Source organism: Methylobacterium sp. TK31, assembly GCF_055361545.1.
The window spans coordinates 2410912-2437170 of the sequence record NZ_CM143964.1 but is presented as its reverse complement, the minus strand read 5'-3'; the positions used below and the strand labels follow the sequence as shown (position 1 = coordinate 2437170).

General features: G+C 68.5%; 23 protein-coding genes and 1 tRNA gene. 21 read left to right on the top strand and 3 right to left on the bottom strand.

Translation table 11 applies throughout. The features are described 5' to 3' along the window. Window positions 1-7: 7 nt before the first annotated feature. A complete protein-coding gene (locus ACXJY8_RS11185) occupies window positions 8-493 on the bottom strand; it encodes a DUF721 domain-containing protein (protein ID WP_463780060.1) in 486 nt (161 codons plus the stop codon). A gap of 159 nt (window positions 494-652) precedes the next feature. Here ACXJY8_RS11185 and mutY point away from each other — a divergent pair, with 159 nt between their 5' ends. Continuing rightward, a complete protein-coding gene (mutY, locus tag ACXJY8_RS11180; protein ID WP_463780058.1) occupies window positions 653-2008 on the top strand; it encodes an A/G-specific adenine glycosylase in 1356 nt (451 codons plus the stop codon). A 10-nt stretch (window positions 2009-2018) separates the two neighbouring features. Here the strand turns inward: mutY and ACXJY8_RS11175 are convergent, their stop codons facing one another. After that, on the bottom strand, window positions 2019-3230 hold the full coding sequence (locus tag ACXJY8_RS11175) for a site-specific DNA-methyltransferase (RefSeq protein WP_463780055.1): 1212 nt from the start codon (window positions 3228-3230) through the stop codon (window positions 2019-2021). Window positions 3231-3837: 607 nt separating this feature from the next. Between ACXJY8_RS11175 and ACXJY8_RS11170 the strand changes: the two genes are divergently transcribed. The 7 genes from ACXJY8_RS11170 to ACXJY8_RS11140 all read left to right on the top strand — a co-directional run bounded on the left by ACXJY8_RS11170 (window position 3838) and on the right by ACXJY8_RS11140 (window position 11923). Beyond that, window positions 3838-4188: a septal ring lytic transglycosylase RlpA family protein gene (locus tag ACXJY8_RS11170; RefSeq protein ID WP_431739903.1), complete on the top strand. Its 351-nt coding sequence runs from the start codon at window positions 3838-3840 to the stop codon at window positions 4186-4188. Between the two features lie 77 nt (window positions 4189-4265). Next, window positions 4266-4580, top strand: coding sequence for a polyhydroxyalkanoic acid system family protein (locus ACXJY8_RS11165; RefSeq protein WP_108037357.1), 315 nt, complete (start codon window positions 4266-4268; stop codon window positions 4578-4580). Window positions 4581-4702: 122 nt separating this feature from the next. Continuing rightward, window positions 4703-4930, top strand: a complete 228-nt coding sequence (locus tag ACXJY8_RS11160) for a hypothetical protein (protein ID WP_463780047.1) — start codon at window positions 4703-4705, stop codon at window positions 4928-4930. Between the two features lie 81 nt (window positions 4931-5011). Further along, window positions 5012-6835 carry an ABC-F family ATP-binding cassette domain-containing protein gene (locus ACXJY8_RS11155; RefSeq protein ID WP_463780045.1) on the top strand — a complete coding sequence of 608 codons (1824 nt, stop codon included), beginning with the start codon at window positions 5012-5014 and terminating at the stop codon, window positions 6833-6835. A gap of 90 nt (window positions 6836-6925) precedes the next feature. After that, window positions 6926-8893, top strand: a complete 1968-nt coding sequence (locus tag ACXJY8_RS11150) for a BON domain-containing protein (RefSeq protein WP_463780042.1) — start codon at window positions 6926-6928, stop codon at window positions 8891-8893. A gap of 22 nt (window positions 8894-8915) precedes the next feature. After that, entirely contained in the window at window positions 8916-9197 is a 282-nt protein-coding gene (locus ACXJY8_RS11145) for a hypothetical protein (protein ID WP_463780038.1), read from the top strand. Between the two features lie 164 nt (window positions 9198-9361). Continuing rightward, complete coding sequence (locus tag ACXJY8_RS11140; RefSeq protein WP_463780035.1) at window positions 9362-11923, top strand: HWE histidine kinase domain-containing protein; 2562 nt, start codon at window positions 9362-9364, stop codon at window positions 11921-11923. Here ACXJY8_RS11140 and ACXJY8_RS11135 read toward each other — a convergent pair. Beyond that, window positions 11920-12489: a biliverdin-producing heme oxygenase gene (locus tag ACXJY8_RS11135; protein ID WP_463780032.1), complete on the bottom strand. Its 570-nt coding sequence runs from the start codon at window positions 12487-12489 to the stop codon at window positions 11920-11922. The genes ACXJY8_RS11140 and ACXJY8_RS11135 overlap by 4 nt on opposite strands. A 244-nt stretch (window positions 12490-12733) precedes the next feature. Between ACXJY8_RS11135 and ACXJY8_RS11130 the strand changes: the two genes are divergently transcribed. The 13 genes from ACXJY8_RS11130 to rpoB all read left to right on the top strand — a co-directional run bounded on the left by ACXJY8_RS11130 (window position 12734) and on the right by rpoB (window position 26137). After that, complete coding sequence (locus ACXJY8_RS11130) at window positions 12734-13177, top strand: DMT family transporter (RefSeq protein ID WP_463780026.1); 444 nt, start codon at window positions 12734-12736, stop codon at window positions 13175-13177. A 98-nt stretch (window positions 13178-13275) separates the two neighbouring features. After that, on the top strand, window positions 13276-13737 hold the full coding sequence (locus tag ACXJY8_RS11125) for a tellurite resistance TerB family protein (protein WP_463780023.1): 462 nt from the start codon (window positions 13276-13278) through the stop codon (window positions 13735-13737). Between the two features lie 144 nt (window positions 13738-13881). Beyond that, complete coding sequence (gene tuf / locus ACXJY8_RS11120) at window positions 13882-15072, top strand: elongation factor Tu (RefSeq protein ID WP_055949261.1); 1191 nt, start codon at window positions 13882-13884, stop codon at window positions 15070-15072. A gap of 215 nt (window positions 15073-15287) precedes the next feature. Next, window positions 15288-15364, top strand: a tRNA-Trp gene (locus ACXJY8_RS11115). 216 nt (window positions 15365-15580) lie between these two features. Next, entirely contained in the window at window positions 15581-15883 is a 303-nt protein-coding gene (secE, locus tag ACXJY8_RS11110; RefSeq protein WP_463780021.1) for a preprotein translocase subunit SecE, read from the top strand. Between the two features lie 66 nt (window positions 15884-15949). Then, the gene (gene nusG / locus ACXJY8_RS11105) at window positions 15950-16483 is read left to right on the top strand and encodes a transcription termination/antitermination protein NusG (protein WP_056218143.1); all 534 of its coding nucleotides are present in this window, start codon (window positions 15950-15952) and stop codon (window positions 16481-16483) included. 336 nt (window positions 16484-16819) lie between these two features. After that, complete coding sequence (gene rplK, locus ACXJY8_RS11100) at window positions 16820-17269, top strand: 50S ribosomal protein L11 (RefSeq protein WP_018044245.1); 450 nt, start codon at window positions 16820-16822, stop codon at window positions 17267-17269. 12 nt (window positions 17270-17281) lie between these two features. After that, window positions 17282-17980 carry a 50S ribosomal protein L1 gene (gene rplA / locus ACXJY8_RS11095; protein ID WP_463780018.1) on the top strand — a complete coding sequence of 233 codons (699 nt, stop codon included), beginning with the start codon at window positions 17282-17284 and terminating at the stop codon, window positions 17978-17980. An 80-nt stretch (window positions 17981-18060) separates the two neighbouring features. After that, window positions 18061-18435, top strand: a complete 375-nt coding sequence (locus tag ACXJY8_RS11090; RefSeq protein ID WP_463780015.1) for an aminotransferase-like domain-containing protein — start codon at window positions 18061-18063, stop codon at window positions 18433-18435. Window positions 18436-18599: 164 nt separating this feature from the next. Further along, window positions 18600-20225: a B12-binding domain-containing radical SAM protein gene (locus ACXJY8_RS11085; protein ID WP_463780012.1), complete on the top strand. Its 1626-nt coding sequence runs from the start codon at window positions 18600-18602 to the stop codon at window positions 20223-20225. Between the two features lie 575 nt (window positions 20226-20800). Next, entirely contained in the window at window positions 20801-21331 is a 531-nt protein-coding gene (gene rplJ, locus ACXJY8_RS11080) for a 50S ribosomal protein L10 (RefSeq protein WP_243912332.1), read from the top strand. 57 nt (window positions 21332-21388) lie between these two features. Further along, entirely contained in the window at window positions 21389-21763 is a 375-nt protein-coding gene (gene rplL / locus ACXJY8_RS11075) for a 50S ribosomal protein L7/L12 (RefSeq protein WP_056183502.1), read from the top strand. Between the two features lie 249 nt (window positions 21764-22012). After that, the gene (gene rpoB / locus ACXJY8_RS11070; RefSeq protein WP_463780008.1) at window positions 22013-26137 is read left to right on the top strand and encodes a DNA-directed RNA polymerase subunit beta; all 4125 of its coding nucleotides are present in this window, start codon (window positions 22013-22015) and stop codon (window positions 26135-26137) included. Window positions 26138-26259 lie beyond the last annotated feature (122 nt).

The following is a 26259-nucleotide window of genomic DNA, read 5'->3' as shown; positions in this document are numbered from 1 at the left end:
AGCAACCCTAGCGCTTGTGCGTCGTCGCGACGATCGCCGTCCCGAGGCGGTCGAGGGCCTCGCGCAGGGCATCGTGCTCGATCGTCTGGACCGCGAGCGCCACTTCGCCGCGGCGGACGGGATCGATCACCGGGGGGGCGGGACGCCGTCCGATCCGGTCGACCCGGCCCTGGCGCATCACGATCTTGCCGACGCAGGCCCAGCCGTAATGCGCGTTGATGCGCTGGATCACCACCGGCGCCAGATGCTGAAGTTCGAGGGCGAACACGCCCTCGACCCGGACCACGAGCGTGCCGGGATCGGGGCGCCCCTCCTCCTCGCGCCGGCGCCGCCGCGGCCATTCGAGCTTGGAGGGCTGGCAATAGCGCGCGAGCCGCTCGCCGACGATCTCGGGCCAAGCGGCCAGGATGTCGGTGGAGGCGAACCCCTGTGCCGCGAAGGCGGGGCCGATGCAGCTCTCGAGCAGTTCGGCGAGGGGTTTGACACGCGCCATGCGCAGGATTTCCGTGCGTCCGACCGGGACGGGACCGAGGCCTCGGTATCGTCCGCAATGGTTAGCACGCCGTTCCGTCCGGCCGAAGCGGATCGCCGCGATCCGACCTGGAGGTTGTCCCCGGACAGGTCGGCCTTGGACGCATCGGTTCGGCGGTCTATGGACGGGAACCCCCATCACGCGCCGGTGCCCGTGCCCCACACCACAGTTCCCGCCCCCGAGGCCGCGGATCTTCTGACCTGGTACGACCGGCATCGCCGCGTCCTGCCCTGGCGGGCGCTGCCGGGTGAGACGCCGGATCCGTACCGGGTCTGGCTCTCGGAGGTGATGCTGCAGCAGACCACGATCGCGGCGGTCAAACCCTATTTCGCGAAGTTCCTGACGCGCTTCCCCAGCGTGGAGGATCTGGCGGCGGCTCCCGAGGAGGCCGTGATGTCGGCCTGGGCCGGGCTCGGCTACTATTCCCGCGCCCGCAACCTGCATGCCTGCGCCAAGGCGGTGGCGGCGGCCGGGCGGTTTCCCGACACGGCCGCATCCCTGCGCAAGCTGCCGGGCATCGGCGCCTACACGGCGGGCGCCGTCGCGGCGATCGCGTTCGACCGGCCGGAGGCTGCGGTGGACGGCAATGTCGAGCGGGTGATGACACGGCTCTTCGCCATCGAGACCGCGCTGCCGGCGGCCCGCCCCGAGATCCGCACGGTGACCCAGGCCCTGGTTCCCGAGGAGCGTCCGGGCGATTTTGCCCAGGCGGTGATGGATCTCGGCGCCACCCTGTGCACGCCCAAGCGCCCGGCCTGCGCCCTCTGTCCGTGGATGGTGCCCTGCCGCGCCCGGGCGCTGGGCCTGCAGGAAACCTTCCCCCGGAAGGTGAAGGCCGTGAAGGGTAGCCTGCGGCGGGGTGCGGCCTTCGTGGCGATTCGCAGCGGTGATGAGGCCGTCCTGCTGCGGACCCGCCCGCCCGAGGGACTGCTGGGCTCGATGGCCGAGCCGCCGATGAGCCCCTGGGAACCCGATTACGATCCGGCCCAGGCTCTCCTCGACGCGCCCCTCGACGCGCGCTGGAAACGGCTGCCGGGCCTCGTGCGGCACGGCTTCACGCATTTCCCGCTGGAATTGACGGTGTTCGTCGCCAAGGTGGCGCTCAGCACCGCTCCGCCGCCGGGCCTGCGCTTCACGCCGCGCCGCGACCTCGACGGCGAACCGCTGCCGGGCGTGATGAAGAAGGTCCTGGCGCACGCCTTCGACCCGAAACCTGAGGCGGCGGAACCGGTTTCGGGGAAGGTCGCCAAGCGTGGCAGGCCGAAGGCCATGCGCAGCGTGGCCGATACACCGCTCTTCGCCGAGCCCGAACCGGAGGCACCCGCCCCGTCGCCACGGTTCCGCCCGGTGCCGAAACCGGCTCCGCGCCCGGTGCCGGCTCCGGTCCGCGACGAGAGCGGGGACGAGTTCGATGGCCCGGCCGAGGCGATGCCGCCGGCCGCGCCCCGCAAGCGGGGACGGCCGCGCACGCGCTGAGTGCCGACCGTCAGGCGGCCGAGCCCATGGCGGAACGCATCTTGGTCCGGAATACGTCGATGAGCACCGGCTTGCCGTCCCGCGTCGCGTGCCAGAAGTCCCAGCCGTTGCAGGCGGGGAAGCCCTGAACCAGGGCGCCGATCTTGTGGATCGAACCAGTGGCCGGTCCGGCCATCAGGGTGCCGTCCGGCCGAACGATGGCGCTGTGGCGGCCGCGAGCGTCGGTCAGGGTCTCGCCGGCCCGGATATGCCCGGCCTCGATGACGCTGAGGAAGGCGACGCGGGGCTCGGCGCGCTTGCTCGGAGCCACCAGTAGGGCCGCCTGGGACAGGGGCTCGACGGCGTCGATGCGCGCGCGGGCGGCCTGGGCGTAGATCGTCTCGCGCTCGATGCCGATGAAGTGGCGGCCGAGGCGCTTGGCGACGGCGCCGGTGGTGCCGGTGCCGAAGAACGGATCGAGCACCACGTCGCCCGGGTTGGTCGCCGAGAGGAGCGTGCGGGCCAGCAGCGCCTCCGGCTTCTGGGTCGGATGCACCTTCTGGCCGTCGGCGCCTTTCAGGCGCTCGTCGCCGGTGCAGAGGGGAATGAACCAGTCGGAGCGCATCTGGACGTCGTCGTTTCCGCCCTTCAGCGCCTCGTAGTGGAAGGTGTAGCCCTTCGACTCCGCCGAACGGGAGGCCCAGATCAGGGTCTCGTGCGCGTTGGTGAAGCGCTTGCCGCGGAAGTTCGGCATCGGGTTGGCCTTGCGCCAGACGATGTCGTTGAGGATCCAGTAGCCGAGGTCCTGCAACGTGGCGCCGACCCGGAAGATGTTGTGGTAGGAGCCGATGACCCACAGGGTGGCGTTCGGCTTCATCACCCGGCGCGCGGCGGCGAGCCATTCGCGGGTGAAGGCATCGTAGGCGGCGAAGGTCGAGAACTTGTCCCAGTCGTCGTCCACCGCGTCGACCCGGCTCTGGTCGGGACGCAGGAGCGAACCTTCCCCGAGCTGGAGATTGTAGGGCGGATCAGCGAACACGCAGTCGACGCTCGACGCCGGCAGGGCGTTCATGGCGACGATGCAGTCTCCGACGAGAATTTCGTCGAGGGGGAGACGGTCTTCGAGAGGAAGACGCTTGGTGGAGGGTACGAGACCCATCCGCGGCGCCGACACGGGCCGCCCGGTACGCGAGACACTTTTCCGGGCGACGGTGTCGGCGACCGCGGTACGCAGGGAAGCCATGGCAAACACCGGTTACGCGACTGACCGGCAGACCTTGGCCCCGTTAACGTAAAGGCCCGGTTGCCGGGATGCGGATAAGGCGTCTCGATTTGGGGCTGCAATTTTTGCCGAGTTGGTGGTTCGGCCCACGGCTAGCCTATTAAGTAAGTCTCGCATTGGTGAACCTAAGCGAAAGGCTGCTTTTCTAAATAGATTCGGCGCAGCACGACAGTCGAGCTGCAGACCCTGTTCGGGCGGCCGATGGCACCCGGCTGCCCTCTCGATCGCGTTCCGGCACCCGAAAAGAGAAGATTCGCCTCTTCTGAGCCGTATCGCCCCTTCGCAGGACTGGGTTTCGCTCAGCGCAACGCTCATTTCCTTTTCCGCACCTCGACGTTGCGTGCCGACGTCGCACACAACGCGCGTTCAGCCCACCGCGCGCTCCTTCAGCATTACCATTTCGTCATCGAAAATCCTGTCGATGAACGACAATATGGCCACACACAACCGGAGATTAAAAAACCGTTATAGCCTCAGTTTTGGCGGCCGTTGCCACATTTATCCGGTCTCATTTTGGCCCCGATCCGCTTCATTTTGCCGGCCATCCGAAACAACAAAGGGAATGCGGATGACTATCAAGCCTGTTCGTGGGGCCGCTGCCATCATCGGGACCGTCGTGACACTCGCCGCCGTTCATCCAGCCAGCGCCCAGAGCGGCGCCGCCTCCTGGTATGCGAGCGGCCATCGGACGGCGAATGGCGAGCGCTTCAATCCGAACGGGATGACCGCCGCCCATCGCACGTTGCCGTTCGGCACCCGGGTCCGGGTCGAGAACAAGCGCAACGGCCGCTCGGTGGTGGTGCGCATCAACGATCGCGGTCCGTTCGTCCGCGGCCGGATCATCGATCTCGCCAAGGGCTCGGCCCGCGCCCTCGGCATGGGCGGCACGACCTACGTCGCCCTAAGCGTGGTGAACTGAGCTTATCGGGCCGGTCGGCGTTGTGAGAGGGACCGGCCGGCCCCATCTGGCTGGTGGAACCGAGAGCTCAGATCCCCATGGCAAAGCCGCTGATCGTCGAAATCCCCCATGAACTCGGCTTGGCCGAGGCCCGTCGGCGCATTGCGGACGGCATCACCCAGGCGGACGGTCTGTTTGCCAAGGCAGGTGTTGCCGTGGAGAAGATGGCTTGGACCGACGACCGCCTCGACTTCGCCATGGCGGCCCTCGGCCAGAAGGTCGACGGGCAGGTGGATGTCCGACCCGAGACGGTTCGGGTCGAGGTCCGGCTGCCCCTCCTGCTGGCGCTGTTCGCACAGCAGATCCAGAAGAAACTCGGCAGCGAGGGCAACCTCCTCCTGACCAAGAAGTGACGGGTCTCTGGCGTGACGGAGCTTTGACGTCACCCTAACTTGGCCGCATCGCGCCCGGAACCTCCCTCGGCGACGGACTGTTCCACCCGTCCGTTTCCCGAGGCATGTGAGAGGCGCAAGCGATGTCGAACCCCGGCCCGATCCCGGAAGCCCCGGTCCCCGAGACGCCCTACGAAGCGCCTCAGACCCCGGCACCCGGCCCCGACACCCCCGGCACCGACGTGCCGGGTACGACTCCGACCGAGGCGCCCGACGTGACGCCGACCGAGATTCCGGTCAACGATCCGGATATCGGCCCGGCCATCGCTTCCGATCCGATGCCCACGGGTCCCGCCAATCCCACCATGTGAGCGCGCCGCGACCGCGGGTTGGTTCGGGTATCCCGATTGCGGGTTTGTTCGGAGGCGCGGTCACTGCCATAAGCCGGCCCCATGGCCGCTCCTCCGCTCCTCACCCTCCAAGACGTCGCGCTCACCTTCGGCGGCACTCCGCTGATCGAGCGCGCCGAACTCGCGATCTCTCCGGGCGAACGCACCTGCCTTGTCGGCCGCAACGGCTCGGGCAAGTCCACCCTGATGAAGATCGCCGCGGGCCTCGTCGAGCCCGACCGGGGCGTGCGCTTCGTCCAGCCCGGGACCACGATCCGCTACCTGGCGCAGGAGCCCGACTTTTCGGGCTTCGAGACGACTCTCGATTTCGTCGAATCCGGCCTGACCCCTGGGGACGACGCCTACCGGGCACGCTACCTCCTCGAGAGCCTCGGGATGACCGGCGCCGAGAACCCGAAGAGTCTCTCGGGCGGGGAGGGGCGGCGGGTCGCCCTCGCTCAGGCGCTGGCGCCGGAACCCGACATCCTGCTCCTCGACGAGCCCACCAACCACCTCGACCTGCCGGCCATCGAGTGGCTGGAATCCGAGTTGAAGAGCGTGCGCGGCGCGCTGGTGCTGATCAGCCACGACCGGCGCTTCCTCTCGGCCCTGTCGAAGACCACGATCTGGCTCGACCGCGGCGTCACCCGTCGGATTGAGCAGGGCTTCTCCACCTTCGAGGCCTGGCGCGACGCCTTCTTCGAGGAAGAGGAGCGCGACCGGCACAAGCTGGAGCGCAAGATCGCCGACGAGGAGCATTGGCTGCGCTACGGCGTCACCGCCCGGCGCAAGCGGAACGTGCGTCGCCTCGGCAACCTCCATGCCCTGCGCAAGGAGCGGCGGGAGGACCGCCGGCCTGTCGGCACGGCAACCATGACCTCCACCGAGGCCGAGAGTTCCGGCGCCCTGGTGATCGAGGCCAAGCACGCGGCCAAGGCCTACGGCCCGCGCAGGATCGTCGACGATCTCTCGCTCCGGGTGATGCGCGGCGACCGCCTCGGCATCGTCGGGGCCAACGGCGCCGGCAAGACCACGCTGATCAACCTGCTCACCGGGCAGCTCGCGCCCGATTCCGGCACGGTGGCGCTCGGCACCAACCTGAAGATGATGCTCCTCGATCAGGCGCGTGCCGTGCTGGAGCCGACCATGACGGTGACGGAGGTCCTCACCGGCGGCAGCGGCGATTCGGTGATGGTCGGCGGCGTCAGCCGCCATGTGATCGGCTACCTCAAGGACTTCCTGTTCGCGCCCGAGCAGGCCCGCACCCCGGTCAGCGTCCTCTCCGGCGGCGAGCGCAACCGCCTGCTCATCGCTCGCGCCCTCGCCCAGCCCGCCAACCTCCTCGTCCTCGACGAGCCCACCAACGACCTCGATCTCGAGACCCTCGACCTCCTGCAGGAGATGCTGGCGGATTATTCCGGCACCCTGATCCTGGTGAGCCACGATCGCGACTTCCTCGATCGGGTCGTGGGCAGCGTGCTCGTGAGCGAGGGGGAGGGCCGCTGGGTCGAGTATGCCGGCGGCTACACGGACATGATCGCCCAGCGCGGGGAGGGCGTGCAGGCCCGGGCGGCGGCCGGGCGGGCCGAGAAGGCGGAGGCCCGTGCCGACGCGAAGGATCGCGCCAGGGCCGGCGATGCGGGAGCGCCCGCCGGCAAGTCGAAGCTCGGGTTCAAGGACCAGCACGAGTTGAAGACCCTGCCGGACCGGATGAAGAAGCTCGAATCGGACATCGCCAAGCTGCGCGAGGTCCTGGCCGATCCCGGCCTCTATGCCCGTGACCCGGCCCGCTTCGCGAAGGCTTCGGATCTCCTCGGCGTCGCCGAGACGGAATTGGCCAAGGCCGAGGACCGCTGGCTCGAACTCGAGATGCTGCGCGACGCCTGAACGGCGCCCGGCCTTCATGATGCCGCGAACGGCATGTGGGATACCATCCCGGCGTTCGCTCCCGCACGCCGCCTGTCATCGGGGTCCGACGTGTCCGCCGCTTCCGTACTCCGCGACCGATGCCGCCGTCTCGGCTGGGCCGCCGGCCTGCCCGGACTCGCCCTGATCCTCGGCCTTTCCGCCGCCTGGATCACGCCGCGCTTCGAGGCGCGGCTCGGGGCGGAGGCCGACGCGGTGGCCCGCGCGACGGCCGTGCCGGGCGCCGAGCCATGGCTGCGCGTGACGGCCGAGGGCCGCGATCTCCTGGTCACCGGCGAGGCGCCCGATGCCGCGGCCCGCGACGCGGCCCATCGGCGGCTCGCGGCGATCGAGGGTGTTCGGCGCGTCGTCGGCCCGGTCGGGGTCGTCAAGTTGGCCGCCCCCTTCGTCTGGGTCGCGACCCGCGCCCGGAACGGCGTCGACCTGACGGGCGTGCGGCCGGCCGAGATCGGCGCCGGAGCCCTGGCTGATCAGCTCACGCCCGCCCTCGAACCCGGAACGGCCCTGCGCGACCGCGCCCGCGCCGCCCTCGGGGCGCCGCCCGATTTCACCGCGGCTGCCGGCTATGCCCTGGCACGGCTGCGCGCCCTCGCACCCGGTAGCCGGGTGATGCTGGAAGACATGCGCCTCTCGGTCGTCGGCGAGGCGGCGTCGATTGCCGACGACGAGACCCTGCGGGCAGCCCTGACCGCCCCGCCCACCGGCTACAGCCTCGGCCGGATCGAGATCCTGCCGGCGACCGTCCCGGATTTCCGCTTCGTCGTCACCCGCGAGCCCGGAGGCGCCCTCGCCCTCTCGGGCCACGTGGTCTCCGAGGTCGCGCGCGCCGAGATCCGGACTCAGGCGGTGCAAGCGTCGGAAACGGGGCAGGTCGAGGACCGGATGCGCAATGCCCGCGGGCTTCCGGCGGACGTCGATCCCGGCGCGATGGCCCGGTTCGCCCTGCGGCTCGCCAGCTTGATCCAGGAGGGCAGCGTCAGCGTCGCCGAGGGGCGAATCTCCCTGAACGGGGTCGCCCTCGACGCCCAGGCCATTCCCGAAATCGAGGCGCTGCTGCGGGACGGGATGCCCGCCGGCCTGAGCCGGGGTGGCGCGGCTCTGACGACCCGGCCGCTCTCGCCCTACCGGGTCGCGCTTCGGCGCGATGCGGAGGCCGTGACGGTCACGGGTCACCTGCCGGATGCCGAGGCGCGGGAGGCCCTGCTCGGGACCCTGCGGCCGCGGCTGTTTCGCGAACGCCTGGTCGATCGCACCCGCCTCGGCGAGGGCGCTCCGCCCGAACTCGCCCGCGTGCTGCGTGCCACCGCGGTGGCCCTCGCCCTGGTCGCCCGGGGCGAGGCCCGGATCGCCGATCGCGCGGTCACCCTGACGGGCGAGAGCCCCTACGCGCAGGGCTCCCGGCGCGTCGCCGACGACCTGTCGGCCGCGATGCCGCCGGGCTGGACCGCGGAGGTCGCCGTGACGAGTCCGGATGCGGCGCCGACCCGCTCGCCGGAGGCCTGCGCCGCCGCGATCGAGGGTAGTCTCGCCGGCCAGACCCTGGTATTCCCGCCGGGAAGCACGATCCTGAAGCCGGCCTTCTATCCGCTTCTCGATGGGATCGCCGGCCTGGGCAGGACCTGCCCGACCCTGCGCCTCGTGGTTACGGGCCATCTTGACCCGACCGGAGCCGCGGCCGCTCCCAAGCCACTCGCCGAGACGGCGGTGGAGAGTACCGCCTCGCTGGAGACGACCAAGGACGCAGCCGGGAAGGAGCCTGCCAAGGATCTCGGCAAGACGCCGGCCAAAGGCCCGGGAGACAAGGCATCCGGCCGGACGGCATCGAAGGACAAGCCCCGGAAGCCCGAGACGAAGCCCACCATCCCCGCGGAGCCCGCCCCCGACCTCGCGCAGGCCCGCGCCAACGCCATCGTGGAGTACCTGCTGCAGGCCGGCCTTCGCCCGGAGCAGGTCTCCGTCGCGCCAGCGGGCGCGCAGCGGCCGGCGGGGCAGGGGATCGGGATCGCGAGCCGCTCATGACTGATCAAGCGAGGCCGATTTCGTGACTCTCCTGGCGACGATGCTCTGGCCGCTCGTGGCGGCCAGCGCCCTGCTCGGCTGCGCCATCGGCGGGGCGGCGGGCCTGCCCCGAACGCCCGGTGCCCGATGGGCCGCCCTGGCGCTCGTCGTGCCGGCCGCCCTCGCCGGCGCACTCGCAGCCTCGGGCCTCGTCACGGGTCGCATCGGTTTCTGGCTGGAATGCGGGGCGCTCGGTCTCACGGGCTACCTCATCGGAGCCACGCTCATCGCCGCCTTGACGGACCGGGCCGCTCCTCGACCCTAGCAGGCCGAAGGGGATCGATTCCGTTCCCGCCTGTGGCATACGAACCACGGTCGACCGAAAAGTGTGTTCGCTGCCCGACCGTCGGGGAGACTTTCCCATCGGCATGTCGTTGTTCCCGACGCGCTTCTCCGAACAGATGCGGAACCGGCGAACCAGAAAACTTGATGACCGATCATTCAGAACAAGCCCAGGCCGTGGACCTGACGTCCTGCGACCGTGAACCGATCCATGTCCTCGGTGCGGTTCAGCCTTTCGGCTTCCTGATCGCCGTATCGCCGGATTGGATCGTCGTCCGAGCGTCCGAGAACGCCTCGGACTGGCTCGGGCACGCCGGCATGGACCTGCTCGGCCTGCCGCTGGCCGATCTCATCGACGGGGAAGCGATCCACCTGATCCGCGGCCACCTCCAGGCGCTCCGCGGACCCGATGCGATCGATCGCGTCTTCGGCACGGCCCTGCAGCCGGGCGGCAGGCCCTTCGACATCGCCCTGCATCTCTCGGGCGGCGCCATCGTCATCGAGGCCGAGCCGAGCGTCACCGAGCATCTCAACGCCGGCAATCTGGTCCGCAGCATGGTCGGGCGCCTGCAGCAGACCCTCGGCTTCGAGCCGTTCTGCCGCGAGGCCGTGCGCCAGATGCGGGCCCTGACCGGGTTCGACCGGGTCATGGTGTACCGGTTCGACCCCGACGGGTCCGGCGTGGTGATCGCCGAATCGGCGCGCTCCAGCCTGCCGCCCTATCTCGGCCTGCATTACCCGGCCTCCGACATCCCGAAGCAGGCGCGCGCCCTCTACGAGCGGAACTGGCTGCGCATCATCGCCGATGTCGATGCCGAGGCCGTGGCGGTGCTGCCGCAGCGCGACCCCGACGGGCGTTCCCTCGACCTTTCGATGAGCACCCTGCGCACGGTGTCGCCGATCCATCTCGAATATCTGCGCAACATGGGAGTGGCGGCCTCGCTGTCCGTGTCGATCCTGCGCGGCGGCAAGCTCTGGGGTCTGTTCGCCTGCCACCACACCGAACCACGTCACATCTCCCTGGAGCGCCGGACCGGCGCCGAGCTGTTCGGACAGATGTTCTCGCTGATCCTGGAGAGCCGGGAGCGCGAGGCGGAGGCCGCCTACGAGGGCAGCTCCCGCGCCCTGCACGACCGACTGATGGGCGCCCTCGCTTCGGGCGGGACGAGCCTGGAGAACATCACCGACTTCCTCGAGGACATCGCAGGTATCGTCACCTGCGATGGCATCGGCGTCTGGGTGAACGGCGAGATCACCCTGCGGGGTGCGACGCCGACGGCGGAGGAATTCACCGGCCTCGTGCGCTTCCTCAACCGCACGGCGACGAGCCGCGCCTTCGCGACGCACGAGATCGGCGCGGTCCATCCGCCCGCCGCCGATTACACCGAGCGGGCGGCCGGCCTCCTGGCGATCCCGATCTCGCGGGCGCCGCGGGATTTCCTGGTGTTCTTCCGTCGGGAGATCGCCCGCACCGTGACCTGGGCCGGCAATCCGGAGAAGCCGGCGAGCCTCGGCCCGAACGGCCTGCGCCTGACGCCGCGCAAGAGCTTCGAGGCCTGGACCGAAGTGGTCCGCGGCCAGGCCGCGCCCTGGAGCCCGGCCGACCTGCGCATCGCCGAGGCCCTGCGCATCACGCTGCTCGAAGTCATTCTGCGCCTCACGGATTCCGCCGAGAAGGAGCGCAAGACGGCGCAGGAACGCCAGGAACTGCTGATCGCGGAGTTGAACCACCGGGTCCGCAACATCCTCAACCTCATCCGGGGCATCGTCGCCCAGAGCCGTTCCGGGGCGGACAGCGTCGAGGATTTCGCCGGCGTCATCGGCGAGCGCATCCAGGCGCTCGCCCGGGCGCACGACCAGATCACCACCACGAACTGGGGACCGGGCTCCCTGCGCGACCTCATTACCCTGGAGGCCGAGGCTTATCTCGACCAGCAGGCTGGCCGCGTTCGCCTGGAGGGCGTCGACGTCCTCCTCGAACCGCAGGCCTTCTCCACCCTCGCCCTCGTCATTCACGAGTTGATGACGAATTCGGCCAAGTACGGCGCCCTGTCCGAGGCGTCCGGGCAGGTCGACGTGGTGTGGGAGCGCGACGCCTCGGAGTGCCTCGTCATCCATTGGCGCGAGAGCGGCGGCCCCCCGGTCAAGCCTCCGCGCCGGCGCGGCTTCGGAACCACGCTGATCGAGCGGTCGATCCCCTACGAGTTGAAGGGCGAGGCCGAGATCACCTACGAACTCACCGGCCTGCGCGGTCGCTTCGCCGTGCCGTCGCGCTACGTCCGCGCCGCTCCGGCCGTGGCCGCGCAGCCGGCGCGCGAGCGCGAGCGGGTTCCGGAACTCGACGGAAAGACCCTGTCCGGCACCGTGCTGGTGGTCGAGGACAACATGATCATCGCGCTCGAAGCCGAGGAGATCCTCTCCACCCTCGGGGCGACCGCGGTCGACATGGCGGGCTCGGTGCACGAGGCCCTGAGGCAGATCGAGGCGGCGCACCCCAGCTTCGCCCTCCTCGACGTCAATCTCGGTGCCGAGACGAGCCTGCCGGTCGCCCGGCGCCTAATCGCCGTCGGCGTTCCGTTCGTCTTCGCCACGGGCTACGGCGAGAGCTTCCGCATCCCGCCCGAACTCGGCGCCGTGCCGATGATCAAGAAGCCCTACACCGCCGACATCCTGCGCCGCGCCCTCGCGAGCACGCCGGTGCCAGCCTAGCCGCGCAGCTGGGCGGCCTCGAACAGCGCGAAGGCACGCTGCGCGCCGCGGATCGCGTCGGCGTGACCGTCGGTGGGGCGTGTGCAGAGCCAGGCGACGAAGCTGGGCCAGAGGCGGGTGCCGGCGCCATGCCGAAGGAAGCGGGCGTTCTCGCGCACCACCGGATCCGGACTGGCGAGGACCTGGCGCAGCAGGACCTGCCCGCCGAGACGCGAACCCTCGAGCACATACAGGAGCCCCGGCGCCTCGGCCCCAGCGAGGGTCGGGGCCAGGGGGGCGAGAACGGCGTCGGGCGCCGCGATCGCCAGCGCGCGCAGGTCGGCGTTCAGGGCATCGGAGCGTCGGCGCGCCGGCCAGTCCGGCGGCAGGTCAGCCGGATCGGCCCCGTCGAGCCAAGCCTCGATCTGCACGAACGGACCGTGCATCGCCGACAGGAACGTCCCGTAATCGTCGCGCCGGGTCAGGTCGTGCGCGGCAAACCCCGCGTCGAGACGACGATGCGCCGCGTCGGTGGCCGCGCGCAGGGTGAAGCGGAGATCCTCCGGTCCGACCGCGCCCGTATCCACCGATCCCAGTCTGACTGGCCTTGATTCATCGGGCCTCGGTTCGCCCGTGTCGACGGACGATGTGGCCGTCCCATCCATACCGGGATCCCTTGCTGTTCGGCTGTTCGGCGGAGCGGCCGTTCTTAGACGATCGCGAACCCTCGGGCGATCCCGATCCCTCGCCAATGACTTATCACAGGCTACTTCCCTGGTCCGGCCCCGTCCGCGCGGCCCGGCCCGTCGCGCTGAAGGCCCAGGATTGTCCATGTGGTTCCTCTACGGCTTCGCTCTCCTGGCCGGCATCGCCAACGCGGTGCAGTCGGGCGTGAACGCGACCCTTTCCAAGAACCTGGCGCAGCCCTTCGCCGCAGGGATCGTCGTGTCGCTGATGGGCGGGGTGACCCTGCTCGTCGTCGGGCTCCTGCTCGGCCGCTTCGCCCTGCCGAACCTCGGCGACATCCGGGCCGTGCCGTCCTGGGCCTGGTTCGGCGGCGTCATCGGTGCGCTTCTCATCCTCTCGCAGCTGTTCGTCGCGCAGCAGATCGGCGCCGCGCCCTATATCGGCCTCCTCGTCACCGCCGGTGTCGTCACCTCGATCCTGCTCGACCATTTCGGATGGGTCGGATTCGACCAGCATCCGGTCACCCTCTGGCGCGCGCTCGGCGGGCTGCTGATGATCGGCGGCATCGCCCTGGTGGCGCTGTTCTGAGCGCGGCCGGTGCGGCTTGTCATCGGGGCGCGGAACCGCGATGGCTGACCCGGCGTCGATGCCGCGCAAACCCCGATACTTCGGTCTCCAGAGTTCCCATGAACATCTTTCAGGACATCGTCAGCCGCTTCAGCCAGACCGTGACGGCCTATGCCGGCGACAAGGTCCTCATGCAGGCGATGGTCTCGGCCGCCGCCAACGTGATGGTCGCCGACGGCGAGGTTGCCAGCGCGGAATTCGACACGGCGCTCGCCGGCCTGCAGGCCAACCCGATCCTCGAGAAGGGCTATGACCGGCTGATGCTGGAGAGTGAACTCTACGACGGCATCGCCCGCGCCCGGACCCGGGCGGGGCGGGCCGAGAATCTCCGCCGCGTGGCCGCCATCGAGGGGCGCGGACAGGAGGAGCGCGAGGCGACCTTCCTCGTCGCGGCGGACGTCGCCGACCTCGACGGCATCGCCGACGTGGAGGCGCGGGCGCTGGAGGAGATCGCCGCCGCCCTGGGGCTGGACCGGGCCGCGCTGCTCGCCGCCTCGCCCGTGCGGCGCCCGGTTCCGTAGGCCGACGAAAGGGCTTGTTTCGCAAGGCCCTTGATCAAAGGACGGCAAGCCTCTAAGCGGGCCCCCGTCTTTCGCCCGGCTCGACACCTCGTCGAGCGACAGCCCGGGCGACCGCTCGTGTGAGCTTGCCGCAGGAAAGAGACGATGGCCAAAGAGAAATTCGCGCGTACGAAGCCGCACTGCAACATTGGCACGATCGGTCACGTGGACCACGGCAAGACGTCGTTGACGGCGGCGATCACGAAGGTTCTGGCCGAGACGGGCGGTGCGACGTTCACGGCCTACGACCAGATCGACAAGGCGCCGGAGGAGAAGGCGCGCGGGATCACGATCTCGACGGCGCACGTTGAGTACGAGACGACGAACCGGCACTACGCGCACGTGGATTGCCCGGGCCACGCCGACTACGTGAAGAACATGATCACGGGTGCGGCGCAGATGGACGGCGCGATCCTGGTGGTGTCGGCGGCCGACGGCCCGATGCCCCAGACCCGCGAGCACATCCTGCTGGCCCGCCAGGTCGGCGTGCCGGCGCTGGTGGTGTTCCTGAACAAGGTCGATCTGGTCGACGACGCCGAGCTTCTCGAGCTCGTCGAGATGGAGGTGCGCGAGCTCCTCTCCAAGTACGACTTCCCCGGCGACGACATCCCGATCACCAAGGGCTCGGCCAAGGTGGCGCTGGACAACGGCGACAAGGCGATCGGCCACGACGCCGTGCTGGCCCTGATGGCGTCGGTCGACGCCTACATCCCGCAGCCGGAGCGTCCGATCGACAAGCCGTTCCTGATGCCCATCGAGGACGTGTTCTCGATCTCGGGCCGCGGCACGGTGGTGACGGGTCGCGTGGAGCGCGGCATCGTCAAGGTCGGCGAGACGGTGGAGATCGTGGGCATCCGCGACACCCAGACCACGACGGTCACGGGCGTCGAGATGTTCCGCAAGCTGCTGGACCAGGGCCAGGCGGGCGACAACGTCGGCGTGCTGCTGCGCGGCACCAAGCGCGAGGACGTGGAGCGCGGCCAGGTCGTGTGCAAGCCCGGCTCGGTCAAGCCCCACACCAAGTTCAAGGCCGAGGCCTACATCCTGACCAAGGAGGAGGGCGGTCGCCATACGCCGTTCTTCACCAACTACCGCCCGCAGTTCTACTTCCGCACCACGGACGTGACCGGCGTGTGCGTGCTGCCCGAGGGCACCGAGATGGTGATGCCCGGCGACAGCGTGACCATGGACGTCACCCTGATCGTGCCGGTGGCCATGGAAGAGAAGCTGCGCTTCGCCATCCGTGAAGGCGGCCGCACCGTCGGCGCAGGCGTCGTCGCCGCCATCAACGAGTAGGAACGGCCCGGCCGGATGCCCTTCGGGAGCGTCCGGCCCGTCACCCGCACTACACGGCGCCCCGGTTCGGTCCGGGGCGCCGTCGTCGTTTTCGAGGCGTGCGTCGGGCCGCACACCGCCCCGAAGGTTCTTCGCCGACGATGCTGTTTTGACCATTGCGAAGCCGTCTCGGCCGGTCTATAGCAGCGCCGCGGCGGGGGACTCGTCCTCCGCATAGGAGTGTAGCTCAACTGGTCAGAGCGCCGGTCTCCAAAACCGGAGGTTGCGGGTTCGAGTCCCTCCACTCCTGCCATTTGGCCGCGTCAGACCTGTCGACCCTCCCAGCCCTCTTCCCTTCCAGCAGATCGCTCCTCAGCGAAGTCCGGCCGGGCGCAGTCGACAAGCCCGGCGACTTGCGTTAGAGCGGTCGCCTTCCGAGATCGATGAAGGCCGTCGATGCAGGCTCCTCCCCGGAGCCGCCGCGTCGCGCTTTCCCGAAACTCGGGCCGATCTCCCTGTTGTTGGCGCCATGGCATCGAACGAAGCATCGAAGAAAGTGGATCTCGCGCGCGCCCCGCAGCGCGGCTCCACCACGCCGACGCCCCCTCGGGCGACCCCGCCCGCGCGTCCCGCGCAGAAGCGCGTCGGCCCGGCCGAGTTCCTGAGCCAGGTTCGCGACGAGGGCCGCAAGGTCACGTGGCCGACCCGCAAGGAGACCGTCGTGACCACCGTGATGGTGTTCATCATGGTGGTGGTGGCGAGCATCTTCTTCACGGTGGTGGATCAGGCGCTGCGCTATCTCGTGACCCTGATCCTCGGGGTCGGCGCCTAACAACTTCTCGGCCCGGGCGCGCTGCGGCGCGATCGGGCTGACTGACGTCAGGATTTGGTGAGAACCGTGTCGAAGCGCTGGTACATCGTCCACGCCTACTCGAATTTCGAGAACAAGGTCGCGCAGTCCATCAAGGATCAGGCGGCCCAGCGTGGCCTGATGGAACTGTTCGACGAGGTCATGGTCCCGACCGAGAAGGTCGTCGAGGTGCGTCGCGGCCGCAAGGTCGATGCCGAGCGCAAGTTCTTCCCCGGCTACGTCCTGGTGAAGTGCGACCTGACCGACGAGGTCTACCACCTCATCAAGAACACCCCGAAGGTCACCGGATTCCTCGGAGCGGACAAGTCGAAGCCGGTTCCGATCCCGGACGCCGAGGCCGAGCGCATCAAGGGCCAGGTCGCCGAGGGCGTCGATCGCCCGAAGCCCTCCGTCTCCTTCGAGATCGGCGAGACCGTCCGCGTCTCCGACGGCCCCTTCGCCTCCTTCAACGGCACCGTCGAGGAGATCGACGAGAGTCGGTCGCGTCTCAAGGTCGCCGTCTCGATCTTCGGCCGCGCCACGCCGGTCGAGCTGGAATACGGCCAGGTCGAGAAGGTCTGACGCCGATGATCGAGACCGACGCCCTCTTCCAATATGGAAAGACGGCGTTGCGTCTCGTTTGGTTCTACTGGCTTCTCTACCGTCTAGGCCTGTTCTTTTGGCGGCTTCTTCATGGCCGCATAAGTTTGCGAGACTTACACAAGCGCTGGTAACCAGTGTGGTCGTCTCGTCGAGATCCGGTTCCGCCGGATAAGTCCCTGCTCCGGCAGGGCATCACACGCGGGAGGCCCGCCCGGTTCGCCGCCGGGACGCACGGGCCGAACCGCGACCTGCAACCGCCCGCTCCATCCGCGCTGAGGCCAGCCGGGTGCCGGGCATTCTTTGGGAGCAGTCCCTATGGCAAAGAAGATCACGGGCTACGTGAAGCTTCAGGTTCCGGCCGGCGCCGCGAACCCGTCGCCGCCCATCGGCCCCGCGCTCGGTCAGCGCGGCCTCAACATCATGGAATTCTGCAAGGCCTTCAACGCGAAGACCTCCCAGATCGAGAAGGGCACCCCGATCCCGGTCGTCATCACGGCGTACCAGGACCGCTCCTTCACCTTCGAGATGAAGCAGCCGCCGGTCACCTTCTTCCTGAAGAAGGCCGCCGGCCTGAAGATCGGCAAGAAGCCGGCTTCCGGCTCGAAGACCCCGGGCAAGGGCCCGACCGTGGGCAAGGTGACCGAGGCGCAGCTGCGCGAGATCGCCGAGAAGAAGATGCCCGACCTGAACTGCGACTCGGTTGATGCCGCCGTCGCCATGATCCGTGGCTCCGCGCGGGCCATGGGCCTCGACGTCGTCGCTTAAGGGGAGGGCACAATGGCACACGAAGGCAAGCGCATCCGCGCCGCCCGCGAGGGCATCGACGCGCTCAAGCTCTATCCCATCGACGAGGCGATCAAGCTCGTGAAGGAGAAGGCCAGCGCCAAGTTCGACGAGACCGTCGAGATCTCGATGAACCTCGGCGTCGACCCGCGTCACGCCGACCAGATGGTCCGCGGCGTCTGCAACCTGCCCAACGGCTCCGGCCGCACGGTGCGGGTGGCGGTGTTCGCCCGCGGCGCCAAGGCCGACGAGGCCAAGGCGGCCGGCGCCGACATCGTGGGCGCCGAGGACCTCCTCGAGATCGTCCAGAGCGGCAAGATCGAGTTCGATCGCTGCATCGCGACCCCCGACCTGATGCCGCTCGTCGGCCGTCTCGGCAAGGTGCTCGGCCCGCGCGGCCTGATGCCGAACCCGAAGGTCGGTACCGTGACCATGGACGTGAAGGGCGCCGTCGCCGGCGCCAAGGGCGGCTCGGTCGAGTTCCGCGTCGAGAAGGCCGGCATCGTCCACGCCGGCATCGGCAAGGTCTCGTTCGACGCCGACAAGCTCGTCGAGAACATCAAGGCGTTCGCCGACGCGGTCTCCAAAGCCAAGCCGGCCGGCGCCAAGGGCCAGTACGTCCAGCGCGTCGCCGTGACCTCCTCGATGGGTCCGGGCGTGAAGGTCGAGCCCTCGACGGTGCTGACCGCCTGAGGCTCAGGCCACAGACGAATCGGAAACGCCCGGCCTCGCGGCCGGGCGTTTTCGTTTGTGCTCAGGCCCGCCCGAACGGCTTGTCTCTCGCCATGGCCCTGCACGTCATCGAGGACGGCCTCGCCGCACGGCTGGGCGCGGGCAAGCGCATCGACGCCGCCGCCCGGAACGCCCTGGCGCGGGAGGTGCTGAGCGGCCTCGACCTCCAGGGCGATCCGCGGACCTACCACCTCTGGCTCGAGCTTCCCGATCCCTGGACACCGGAGCGCTTCGCCATGGCGGCAGCGCGCGACGGCGTCGCGGTCTCGCCGGCGAGCGCCTTCGCGGTCGGCCCCGAACCGGCCCCCTACGGCGTCCGGCTCGCCCTCGGATCGCCGCCGATGCCGCGGCTGGAAACCGCCCTGCGGACGCTCGGGCGCCTCGTCCGCGACGGAGACGACGCGCAGGTGGAGTAGCGGCCGATCCGAGGGGCTGGAACGCCAACCCCCGCCGCGTTCAAAGGGCCGTGAGGGCGGGCCCGCTCGCTCGCTCCTGCTCAGCGCAGGCGGTCGTTCCGGCGCTCAAGAAATCGACAGGGGAGGGTGACGCCTTCGCGCGAGCCTGTGCTAGGTATGCAGTCATGCGATGCACCCTCTCCGTGATCTCGAAGCGACGCATCCTGTGCGTCTTTCCCGCCTACACGCCGTCCTTCGGGACCTTCTCTCACGCCTACCCCCTGATGGGCGGCGTGAAGGCCTTCATGCCCCCGCAGGGGCTCCTGCTCATCGCGGCCTACATGCCCGAGGCGTGGGAGTACCGGTTCATCGACGAGAACATCGTGCGAGCCGGCCCGGCGGATTTCGCCTGGGCCGATGCGGTGTTCGTGTCCGGCATGCACATCCAGGCCCCGCAGATCCGGGACATCTACGCCCGCGCGCACGCGGCCGGTAAGGTCACGGTGCTGGGCGGCCCCTCGGTCTCCGGCTCCCCCGAGCAGTATCCCGAATTCGACTACCTGCATCTCGGCGAGATCGGCGATGCCACCGACGAGCTGGTGGCGATCCTCGACCGTGACGTCTCGATCCCGGCGACGCAGGTGCGCCTGGAGACCAAGGAGCGCCTGCCGCTCTCCGATTTCCCGGCCCCGGCCTACGAGGCCGCCCCGCTCAAGCGCTACCTCATCGGCTCGCTGCAGTTCTCGTCGGGCTGCCCCTATCGCTGCGAGTTCTGCGACATCCCGCAGCTCTACGGCCGCCAGCCGCGCCTGAAGAGCCCCGAGCAGATGCTCGGCGAGCTCGATGCCATCATCGCCCAGCCGGGCCATCCGGCGGTGGTCTACTTCGTCGACGACAACTTCATCGGCAACCGCAAGGCCACGAAGGACATGCTGCCCCACCTCGTGGCGTGGCAGAAGAAGAACGCCTATCCGCTCCAGTTCGCCTGCGAGGCGACGCTGAACATGGCCAAGCAGCCCGATATCCTGGAGCTGATGCGGCAGGCCAACTTCATGACGGTCTTCGTCGGCATCGAGACGCCGGAGGAGGATGCCCTCGCCGGGATCGACAAGAAGCACAACGCCGCCGTGCCGATGTACGAGGCGATCGAGACCCTCAACAGCTACGGGCTGGAGGTGACCTCGGGCATCATCCTCGGTCTCGACACCGACACCGACCAGTCCGAGCAGAAGCTCATCGACTTCATCGACAAGTCGGCCGTGCCGGTGCTGACGATGAACCTCCTGCAGGCCCTGCCGAAGACGCCGCTCTGGGACCGGCTGACCCGGGAGAACCGCCTGGTGCACGACGCGGCACTGGAATCGAACGTCCTCTTCAAGCGCCCGCACGACGACGTCGTGGCGTCCTGGCGCCGGGCCATCGCCCATGCCTACGAACCGGCTCAGATCTTCGAGCGCTTCCGGCACCAGGTGGAGGTGACCTATCCGAACCGGATCAAGACGCCGGTGAAGGGCAAGCTCACACGCACCAACCTGCGCCGCGGCCTCGTGCTCGGCTTCAACATCGCGGTGCGCGTCGGTCTCCTGTCCGACTACCGGCGGGTGTTCTGGCGGGCCGCCGGCCATGCCCTGAAGCGCGGCCAGATCGAAGCGGTGTTCAATATGGGATTCGTCGCCCACCACCTCATCCGCTTCACCCGGGAGGCCCTGCGCGGCGAGCACAATGCCTCGTTCTACGCCGCCAAGGCCGACCAGAAGCGCGACGCGCGCGAGCCCTGGTGGCGGGCGGCGCGCAGGTTCCTGCCGACCTGACAAGCGGACCTGACCAGCGCTCGGGCCTCGCCCCCGTCGTCCCGGACCGCGATCCGGGACGACGGGACGTCAAGGAAAAAGCGTCGCCTGCGACGGAATAATCGCTCGGTGGCACTTGGCAGGCTGTTTGCAAGGCTCTATAGACCGCGCTCAACGTTTTCATACATGAGAAAGGAATCGGCCGATCGGTCGCATTCCGATTGAGAGATCGCCTGGGCAACCAGGTGGTGTTGGCCGGAAGGCTTCGAGGGGCATAAAACCCCTTCTGAGCTTCGTCCGGCCATGTCCTGTCCGAGACTGCAGGCGCCGGGTCACCGGCTTAATCCCCAAGCCTGCACAGACTGGGAAGACCGAAATTCTATTGCCCTTACCCGGTTCGCTCCTCGCGGACAGGGCCAGGCATCGGTTTGAACCATCTCACCCGTGTCGTCCACCCGTTCCGGGGGGCGGTAGGGGACAGGGCCGTGAAGCGTCGCCAGGGACGTTCCGGCTTCGTGTTAAGCCGAGTTCCGTCCCGGGCGGCATGTGCAACCGGCGGACCCGTTCTCGGGTTCCGCCAACCGGAGAGAGCCCCAGTGGACAGGACAGCCAAAGCTGATCTCGTCTCGACGCTCAACGGCGTGTTCGCGAACACCGCCGTCGTCGTCGTGGCCCACTACAAGGGCCTCACGGTCGCCGACATGCAGAAGCTGCGCTCGCAGATGAAGCAGGCCGGTGCCACCGTGAAGGTCACCAAGAACCGCCTCGCCAACATCGCTCTCGATGGCACGGACGTCGCCTCCATCAAGCCCCTCCTGAAGGGTCCGACCCTGCTCGCCTATTCGAGCGACCCGGTCGCGGCCGCCAAGGTTGCGGTGGACTTCGCCAAGGCCAACGACAAGCTCGTGATCCTCGGCGGCGCCATGGGCACGACTGCCCTGAACCCGGACGGTGTGAAGGCGCTCGCCTCGCTGCCGTCCCTCGACGAACTGCGCGGCAAGATCGTGGGCCTCATCCAGGCTCCCGCGACCAAGATCGCCCAGGTCGTCAACGCACCGGCGGCCAAGCTCGCCCGCGTGTTCGGGGCCTATGCCACCAAGGACGAGGCTCAGAGCGAAGCGGCCTGAGGCCGCATCGCCCTTATCAACCCATCCGTTCAAACCGATATCTGAGGAAATACTAACATGGCTGATCTTGCCAAGCTCGTCGACGACCTGTCCTCGCTGACCGTTCTCGAGGCCGCCGACCTCGCCAAGATGCTCGAAGAGAAGTGGGGCGTCTCGGCCGCCGCTGCCGTCGCCGTGGCCGCCGGCCCAGCCGCCGGCCCGGCCGCCGCCGCCGAGGAGCAGACCGAGTTCACGGTCATGCTCACCGCTGCCGGCGACAAGAAGATCGAGGTCATCAAGGAGGTCCGCGCGATCACCGGCCTCGGCCTCAAGGAAGCCAAGGACCTCGTCGAGGGCGCTCCGAAGGCCGTCAAGGAGTCCGTCAACAAGGAAGAGGCCGAGAAGCTCAAGGCCCAGCTCGAGAAGGCTGGCGCCAAGGTCGAGCTCAAGTAAGACACTTCGGTGGGCCGCTCCGGCCCATCACCTTCCGTCGGGTCCCTCCGGACCTGACGGCACCACCGGCCCGCGGGTTCACGCCCGTGGGCCATGGTCGCTTCAGGCGGCCCGACCGGCCCACGCAAGGGCCACGGGATTTTCAGTTCGGGAAGGCGTCGTCCGGCGGGGCGGGCCCGAAGCCTGGTTGCGGGAGGCAGACGCCTTCCCCGGGCACCCGGTACGCGGGACGTAGGAGCGAGGTCACCCATGGCCAACACGCTGGTCGGTCGCAAGCGGATTCGCAAATTCTTCGGCAAGATCAAGGAAGTCGCCGAGATGCCGAACCTCATTGAGGTTCAGAAGGCGTCCTACGACCAATTCCTGATCATGGATGAGCCGGAAGGCGGACGGGGCGACGAAGGCCTGCAGACCGTGTTCAAGTCGGTCTTCCCGATCTCGGACTTCTCCTCGACGGCTCTGCTCGAATTCGTGAAATACACGTTCGAGCAGCCGAAATACGACGTCGACGAGTGCCGCCAGCGCGGCATCACGTACGCGGCCCCGCTCAAGGTCACGCTCCGCCTGATCGTGTTCGACGTGGACCCGGATACCGGCGCGAAGTCCGTCAAGGACATCAAGGAGCAGGACGTCTACATGGGCGACATGCCCCTGATGACGGAGAACGGCACCTTCATCGTCAACGGCACCGAGCGCGTCATCGTCTCCCAGATGCACCGTTCGCCGGGCGTGTTCTTCGACCACGACAAGGGCAAGACCCACTCGTCGGGCAAGCTGCTGTTCGCCGCCCGCATCATTCCGTATCGCGGCTCCTGGCTCGACGTCGAGTTCGACGCCAAGGACATCGTGCACGTCCGCATCGACCGGAAGCGCAAGCTCCCCGTGACGTCGCTGCTGTTCGCCCTCGGCCTCGACGGCGAGGAGATTCTGTCGACCTTCTACAACCGCGTGATCTACGATCGCGACGGCGCCGACTGGCGCGTGCCCTACGATGCCGAGCGCCTGAAGGGCTTCAAAGCCTCCGTCGACCTGATCGATGCGGAGTCCGGTGAAGTCGTGCTCGAGGCCGGCAAGAAGCTGAACGCCCGCAACGCCCGGCAGATCGCCGAGCGCGGCGTGCAGTTCCTGAAGGCCACCGACGAGGACCTGATCGGCCAGTACATCGCCGAGGACCTGGTCAACGCCAAGACCGGCGAGATCTGGGCCGAGGCCGGCGACGAGATTTCCGACAAGCTCCTCAAGAGCCTCGAGGACGTCGGCGTGTCCGAGCTGCCCGTGCTCGATATCGACCACATCAATGTCGGTCCCTACATCCGCAACACCCTCGCGGTGGACAAGAACTCCGGCCGCGAAGGCGCGCTGTTCGACATCTACCGGGTGATGCGTCCCGGCGAGCCGCCGACCCTCGACACCGCCGAGGCGATGTTCCACTCGCTGTTCTTCGATCCCGAGCGCTACGACCTTTCGGCCGTCGGCCGCGTGAAGATGAACATGCGCCTGGACCTCGACGCCGAGGACACCGTGCGGACCCTCCGCCGCGAGGACATGCTCGCGGTCGTCAAGGCGCTGGTGGACCTGCGCGACGGCAAGGGCGAGATCGACGACATCGACCATCTCGGCAACCGCCGCGTGCGCTCGGTCGGCGAGCTGATGGAGAACCAGTATCGCCTCGGCCTGCTCCGCATGGAGCGCGCCATCAAGGAGCGGATGTCCTCCGTCGACATCGACACGGTGATGCCGCAGGACCTCATCAACGCGAAGCCGGCCGCCGCCGCCGTACGCGAGTTCTTCGGCTCGTCGCAGCTCTCGCAGTTCATGGACCAGACCAACCCGCTCTCGGAAGTGACGCACAAGCGTCGCCTCTCGGCGCTTGGCCCGGGCGGCCTGACCCGCGAGCGCGCCGGCTTCGAGGTGCGCGACGTGCACCCGACCCATTACGGCCGCATCTGCCCGATCGAGACGCCGGAAGGCCCGAACATCGGCCTGATCAACTCGCTCGCCACCTTCGCGCGGGTGAACAAGTACGGCTTCATCGAGACACCGTTCCGGCGGGTGAAGGACGGCGTCGTCACCACGGACGTCGCCTACCTCTCGGCGATGGAAGAGGCGAAGTACTATGTTGCCCAGGCCAACGCGCAGATGGACGAGAACTTCAAGTTGACGGAGGACCTCGTGGTCTGCCGTCGGGCCGGCGACGTCATCGTCGTTCCGCCGGATCGCGTCGACCTCATGGACGTGTCGCCGAAGCAGCTCGTCTCGGTCGCGGCCGCGCTCATCCCGTTCCTCGAGAACGACGACGCGAACCGCGCGCTGATGGGCTCGAACATGCAGCGCCAGGCGGTGCCGCTGGTCCGTGCCGATGCGCCCTTCGTCGGCACCGGCATGGAGGCCGTGGTCGCCCGCGACTCCGGCGCCGCCATCGCGGCGCGCCGCACCGGCATCGTCGATCAGGTGGACGCCACCCGTATCGTCATCCGGGCCACCGAGGAGGCCGACGCCAACAAGCCCGGCGTCGACATCTATCGCCTGCAGAAGTTCCAGCGTTCCAACCAGTCGACCTGCATCACGCAGAAGCCGCTGGTTCGCGTCGGCGAGGCCGTGAAGAAGGGCGAGATCATCGCCGACGGTCCCTCGACGGAGTTCGGCGAGCTCGCCCTCGGCCGGAACGTGCTCGTCGCGTTCATGCCGTGGAACGGCTACAACTTCGAGGACTCGATCCTGCTCTCCGAGCGGATCGTGAAGGATGACGTGTTCACCTCGATCCACATCGAGGAGTTCGAGGTGATGGCCCGAGACACCAAGCTCGGACCGGAAGAGATCACCCGCGACATCCCGAACGTTTCCGAGGAGGCGCTCAAGAACCTCGACGAGGCCGGCATCGTCTACATCGGCGCCGAGGTCCACGCCGGCGACATCCTGTGCGGCAAGATCACGCCGAAGGGCGAGAGCCCGATGACGCCGGAGGAGAAGCTCCTCCGCGCCATCTTCGGCGAGAAGGCGTCCGACGTGCGCGACACCTCGCTCCGGGTTCCCCCGGGCGTGACTGGCACGATCGTCGAGGTCCGGGTGTTCAACCGCCACGGCGTCGACAAGGACGAGCGCGCCCAGGCGATCGAGCGCGAGGAGATCGAGCGCCTCGCCAAGGACCGCGACGACGAGCAGGCGATCCTGGATCGCAACACCTACGCGCGTCTCGCCACGGTGCTCATCGGCCAGGCGCCCATCGCCGGTCCGAAGGGCTTCAAGAAGGAGACCACGCTCACCCGTGAGCTCCTCAGCGAGTACCCGCGTTCGCAGTGGTGGCAGTTCGCTGTCATCGACGACCGTCTCATGACCGAGATGGAAGCGATGCAGAAGCAGTACGACGAGTCGAAGAAGCGCCTAGAGCAGCGCTTCCTCGACAAGGTCGAGAAGCTGCAGCGCGGTGACGAGCTCCCGCCCGGCGTCATGAAGATGGTCAAGGTCTTCGTGGCGGTGAAGCGCAAGATCCAGCCCGGCGACAAGATGGCCGGCCGTCACGGCAACAAGGGCGTCGTCTCGCGGATCGTGCCGATCGAGGACATGCCGTTCCTGGAGGACGGGACGCATGCCGACATCGTGTTGAACCCGCTCGGCGTGCCCTCGCGCATGAACGTCGGTCAGATCCTGGAGACCCACCTCGGCTGGGCTGCGGCCGGGCTCGGCCGAAAGGTCAGCCAGGCGGTGGATGCCTACCTGCGCAGCAACGACATCGCGCCCCTCAAGGCGGAGATGGAGGCGATCTATTCGCCGTCCGAGCTGGAAGGTCTGACCGACGAGGAAATGGCCGAGGCCGCCAACAACGTGCGCCGCGGCGTGCCGATGGCGACTCCGGTGTTCAACGGCGCCAAGGAAGCCGACATCGAGCAGATGCTGGAGATGGCCGGTCTCGACCGGTCAGCCCAGTCGACCCTCTACGACGGCCGCAGCGGCGAGCCCTTCGACCGCAAGGTGACGATGGGCTACATCTACATGCTGAAGCTGCACCACCTCGTGGACGACAAGATCCACGCCCGGTCGATCGGCCCGTATTCCCTGGTCACCCAGCAGCCGCTGGGCGGAAAGGCGCAGTTCGGCGGTCAGCGCTTCGGCGAGATGGAGGTCTGGGCGCTCGAGGCCTACGGTGCCGCCTACACGCTGCAGGAGATGCTCACGGTCAAGTCGGACGACGTCGCCGGACGCACCAAGGTCTACGAGGCCATCGTGCGTGGGGACGACACCTTCGAGGCCGGCATCCCCGAGTCGTTCAACGTGCTCGTCAAGGAGATGCGCTCGCTGGGCCTCAACGTGGAGCTCACCTCCTCGAAGAAGCTCGCCAACGACCAGATCGAGCCGCCCGCAGAGGCGGCCGAATAACCACCGCATCACGCTCCCGCGCCGGGTTCGACCCCGGCGCGGTCGGAGCGGGGAGGGGCAGGGCCTCCCGTTCTACGGTCAGCGACGATCCGGCCGGTCGTCGCGCCGCATCCGTTTTCAGC

Excerpts from the sequence above, each read along its gene's own strand:
- ACXJY8_RS11130 (WP_463780026.1), top strand. The coding sequence starts at position 12,734 with ATGTGGTTCCTCTACGGCTTCGCTCTCCTGGCCGGCATCGCCAACGCG.
- ACXJY8_RS11155 (WP_463780045.1), top strand. The coding sequence starts at position 5,012 with ATGGCCGCTCCTCCGCTCCTCACCCTCCAAGACGTCGCGCTCACCTTC.
- ACXJY8_RS11165 (WP_108037357.1), top strand. The coding sequence starts at position 4,266 with ATGGCAAAGCCGCTGATCGTCGAAATCCCCCATGAACTCGGCTTGGCC.
- ACXJY8_RS11170 (WP_431739903.1), top strand. The coding sequence starts at position 3,838 with ATGACTATCAAGCCTGTTCGTGGGGCCGCTGCCATCATCGGGACCGTC.
- ACXJY8_RS11085 (WP_463780012.1), top strand. The coding sequence starts at position 18,600 with ATGCGATGCACCCTCTCCGTGATCTCGAAGCGACGCATCCTGTGCGTC.
- secE (WP_463780021.1), top strand. The coding sequence starts at position 15,581 with ATGGCATCGAACGAAGCATCGAAGAAAGTGGATCTCGCGCGCGCCCCG.
- rplA (WP_463780018.1), top strand. The coding sequence starts at position 17,282 with ATGGCACACGAAGGCAAGCGCATCCGCGCCGCCCGCGAGGGCATCGAC.
- ACXJY8_RS11175 (WP_463780055.1), bottom strand. The coding sequence starts at position 3,230 with ATGGCTTCCCTGCGTACCGCGGTCGCCGACACCGTCGCCCGGAAAAGT.
- ACXJY8_RS11185 (WP_463780060.1), bottom strand. The coding sequence starts at position 493 with ATGGCGCGTGTCAAACCCCTCGCCGAACTGCTCGAGAGCTGCATCGGC.
- rpoB (WP_463780008.1), top strand. The coding sequence starts at position 22,013 with ATGGCCAACACGCTGGTCGGTCGCAAGCGGATTCGCAAATTCTTCGGC.
- ACXJY8_RS11125 (WP_463780023.1), top strand. The coding sequence starts at position 13,276 with ATGAACATCTTTCAGGACATCGTCAGCCGCTTCAGCCAGACCGTGACG.
- rplK (WP_018044245.1), top strand. The coding sequence starts at position 16,820 with ATGGCAAAGAAGATCACGGGCTACGTGAAGCTTCAGGTTCCGGCCGGC.
- ACXJY8_RS11140 (WP_463780035.1), top strand. The coding sequence starts at position 9,362 with ATGACCGATCATTCAGAACAAGCCCAGGCCGTGGACCTGACGTCCTGC.
- rplL (WP_056183502.1), top strand. The coding sequence starts at position 21,389 with ATGGCTGATCTTGCCAAGCTCGTCGACGACCTGTCCTCGCTGACCGTT.
- mutY (WP_463780058.1), top strand. The coding sequence starts at position 653 with ATGGACGGGAACCCCCATCACGCGCCGGTGCCCGTGCCCCACACCACA.
- ACXJY8_RS11160 (WP_463780047.1), top strand. The coding sequence starts at position 4,703 with ATGTCGAACCCCGGCCCGATCCCGGAAGCCCCGGTCCCCGAGACGCCC.
- tuf (WP_055949261.1), top strand. The coding sequence starts at position 13,882 with ATGGCCAAAGAGAAATTCGCGCGTACGAAGCCGCACTGCAACATTGGC.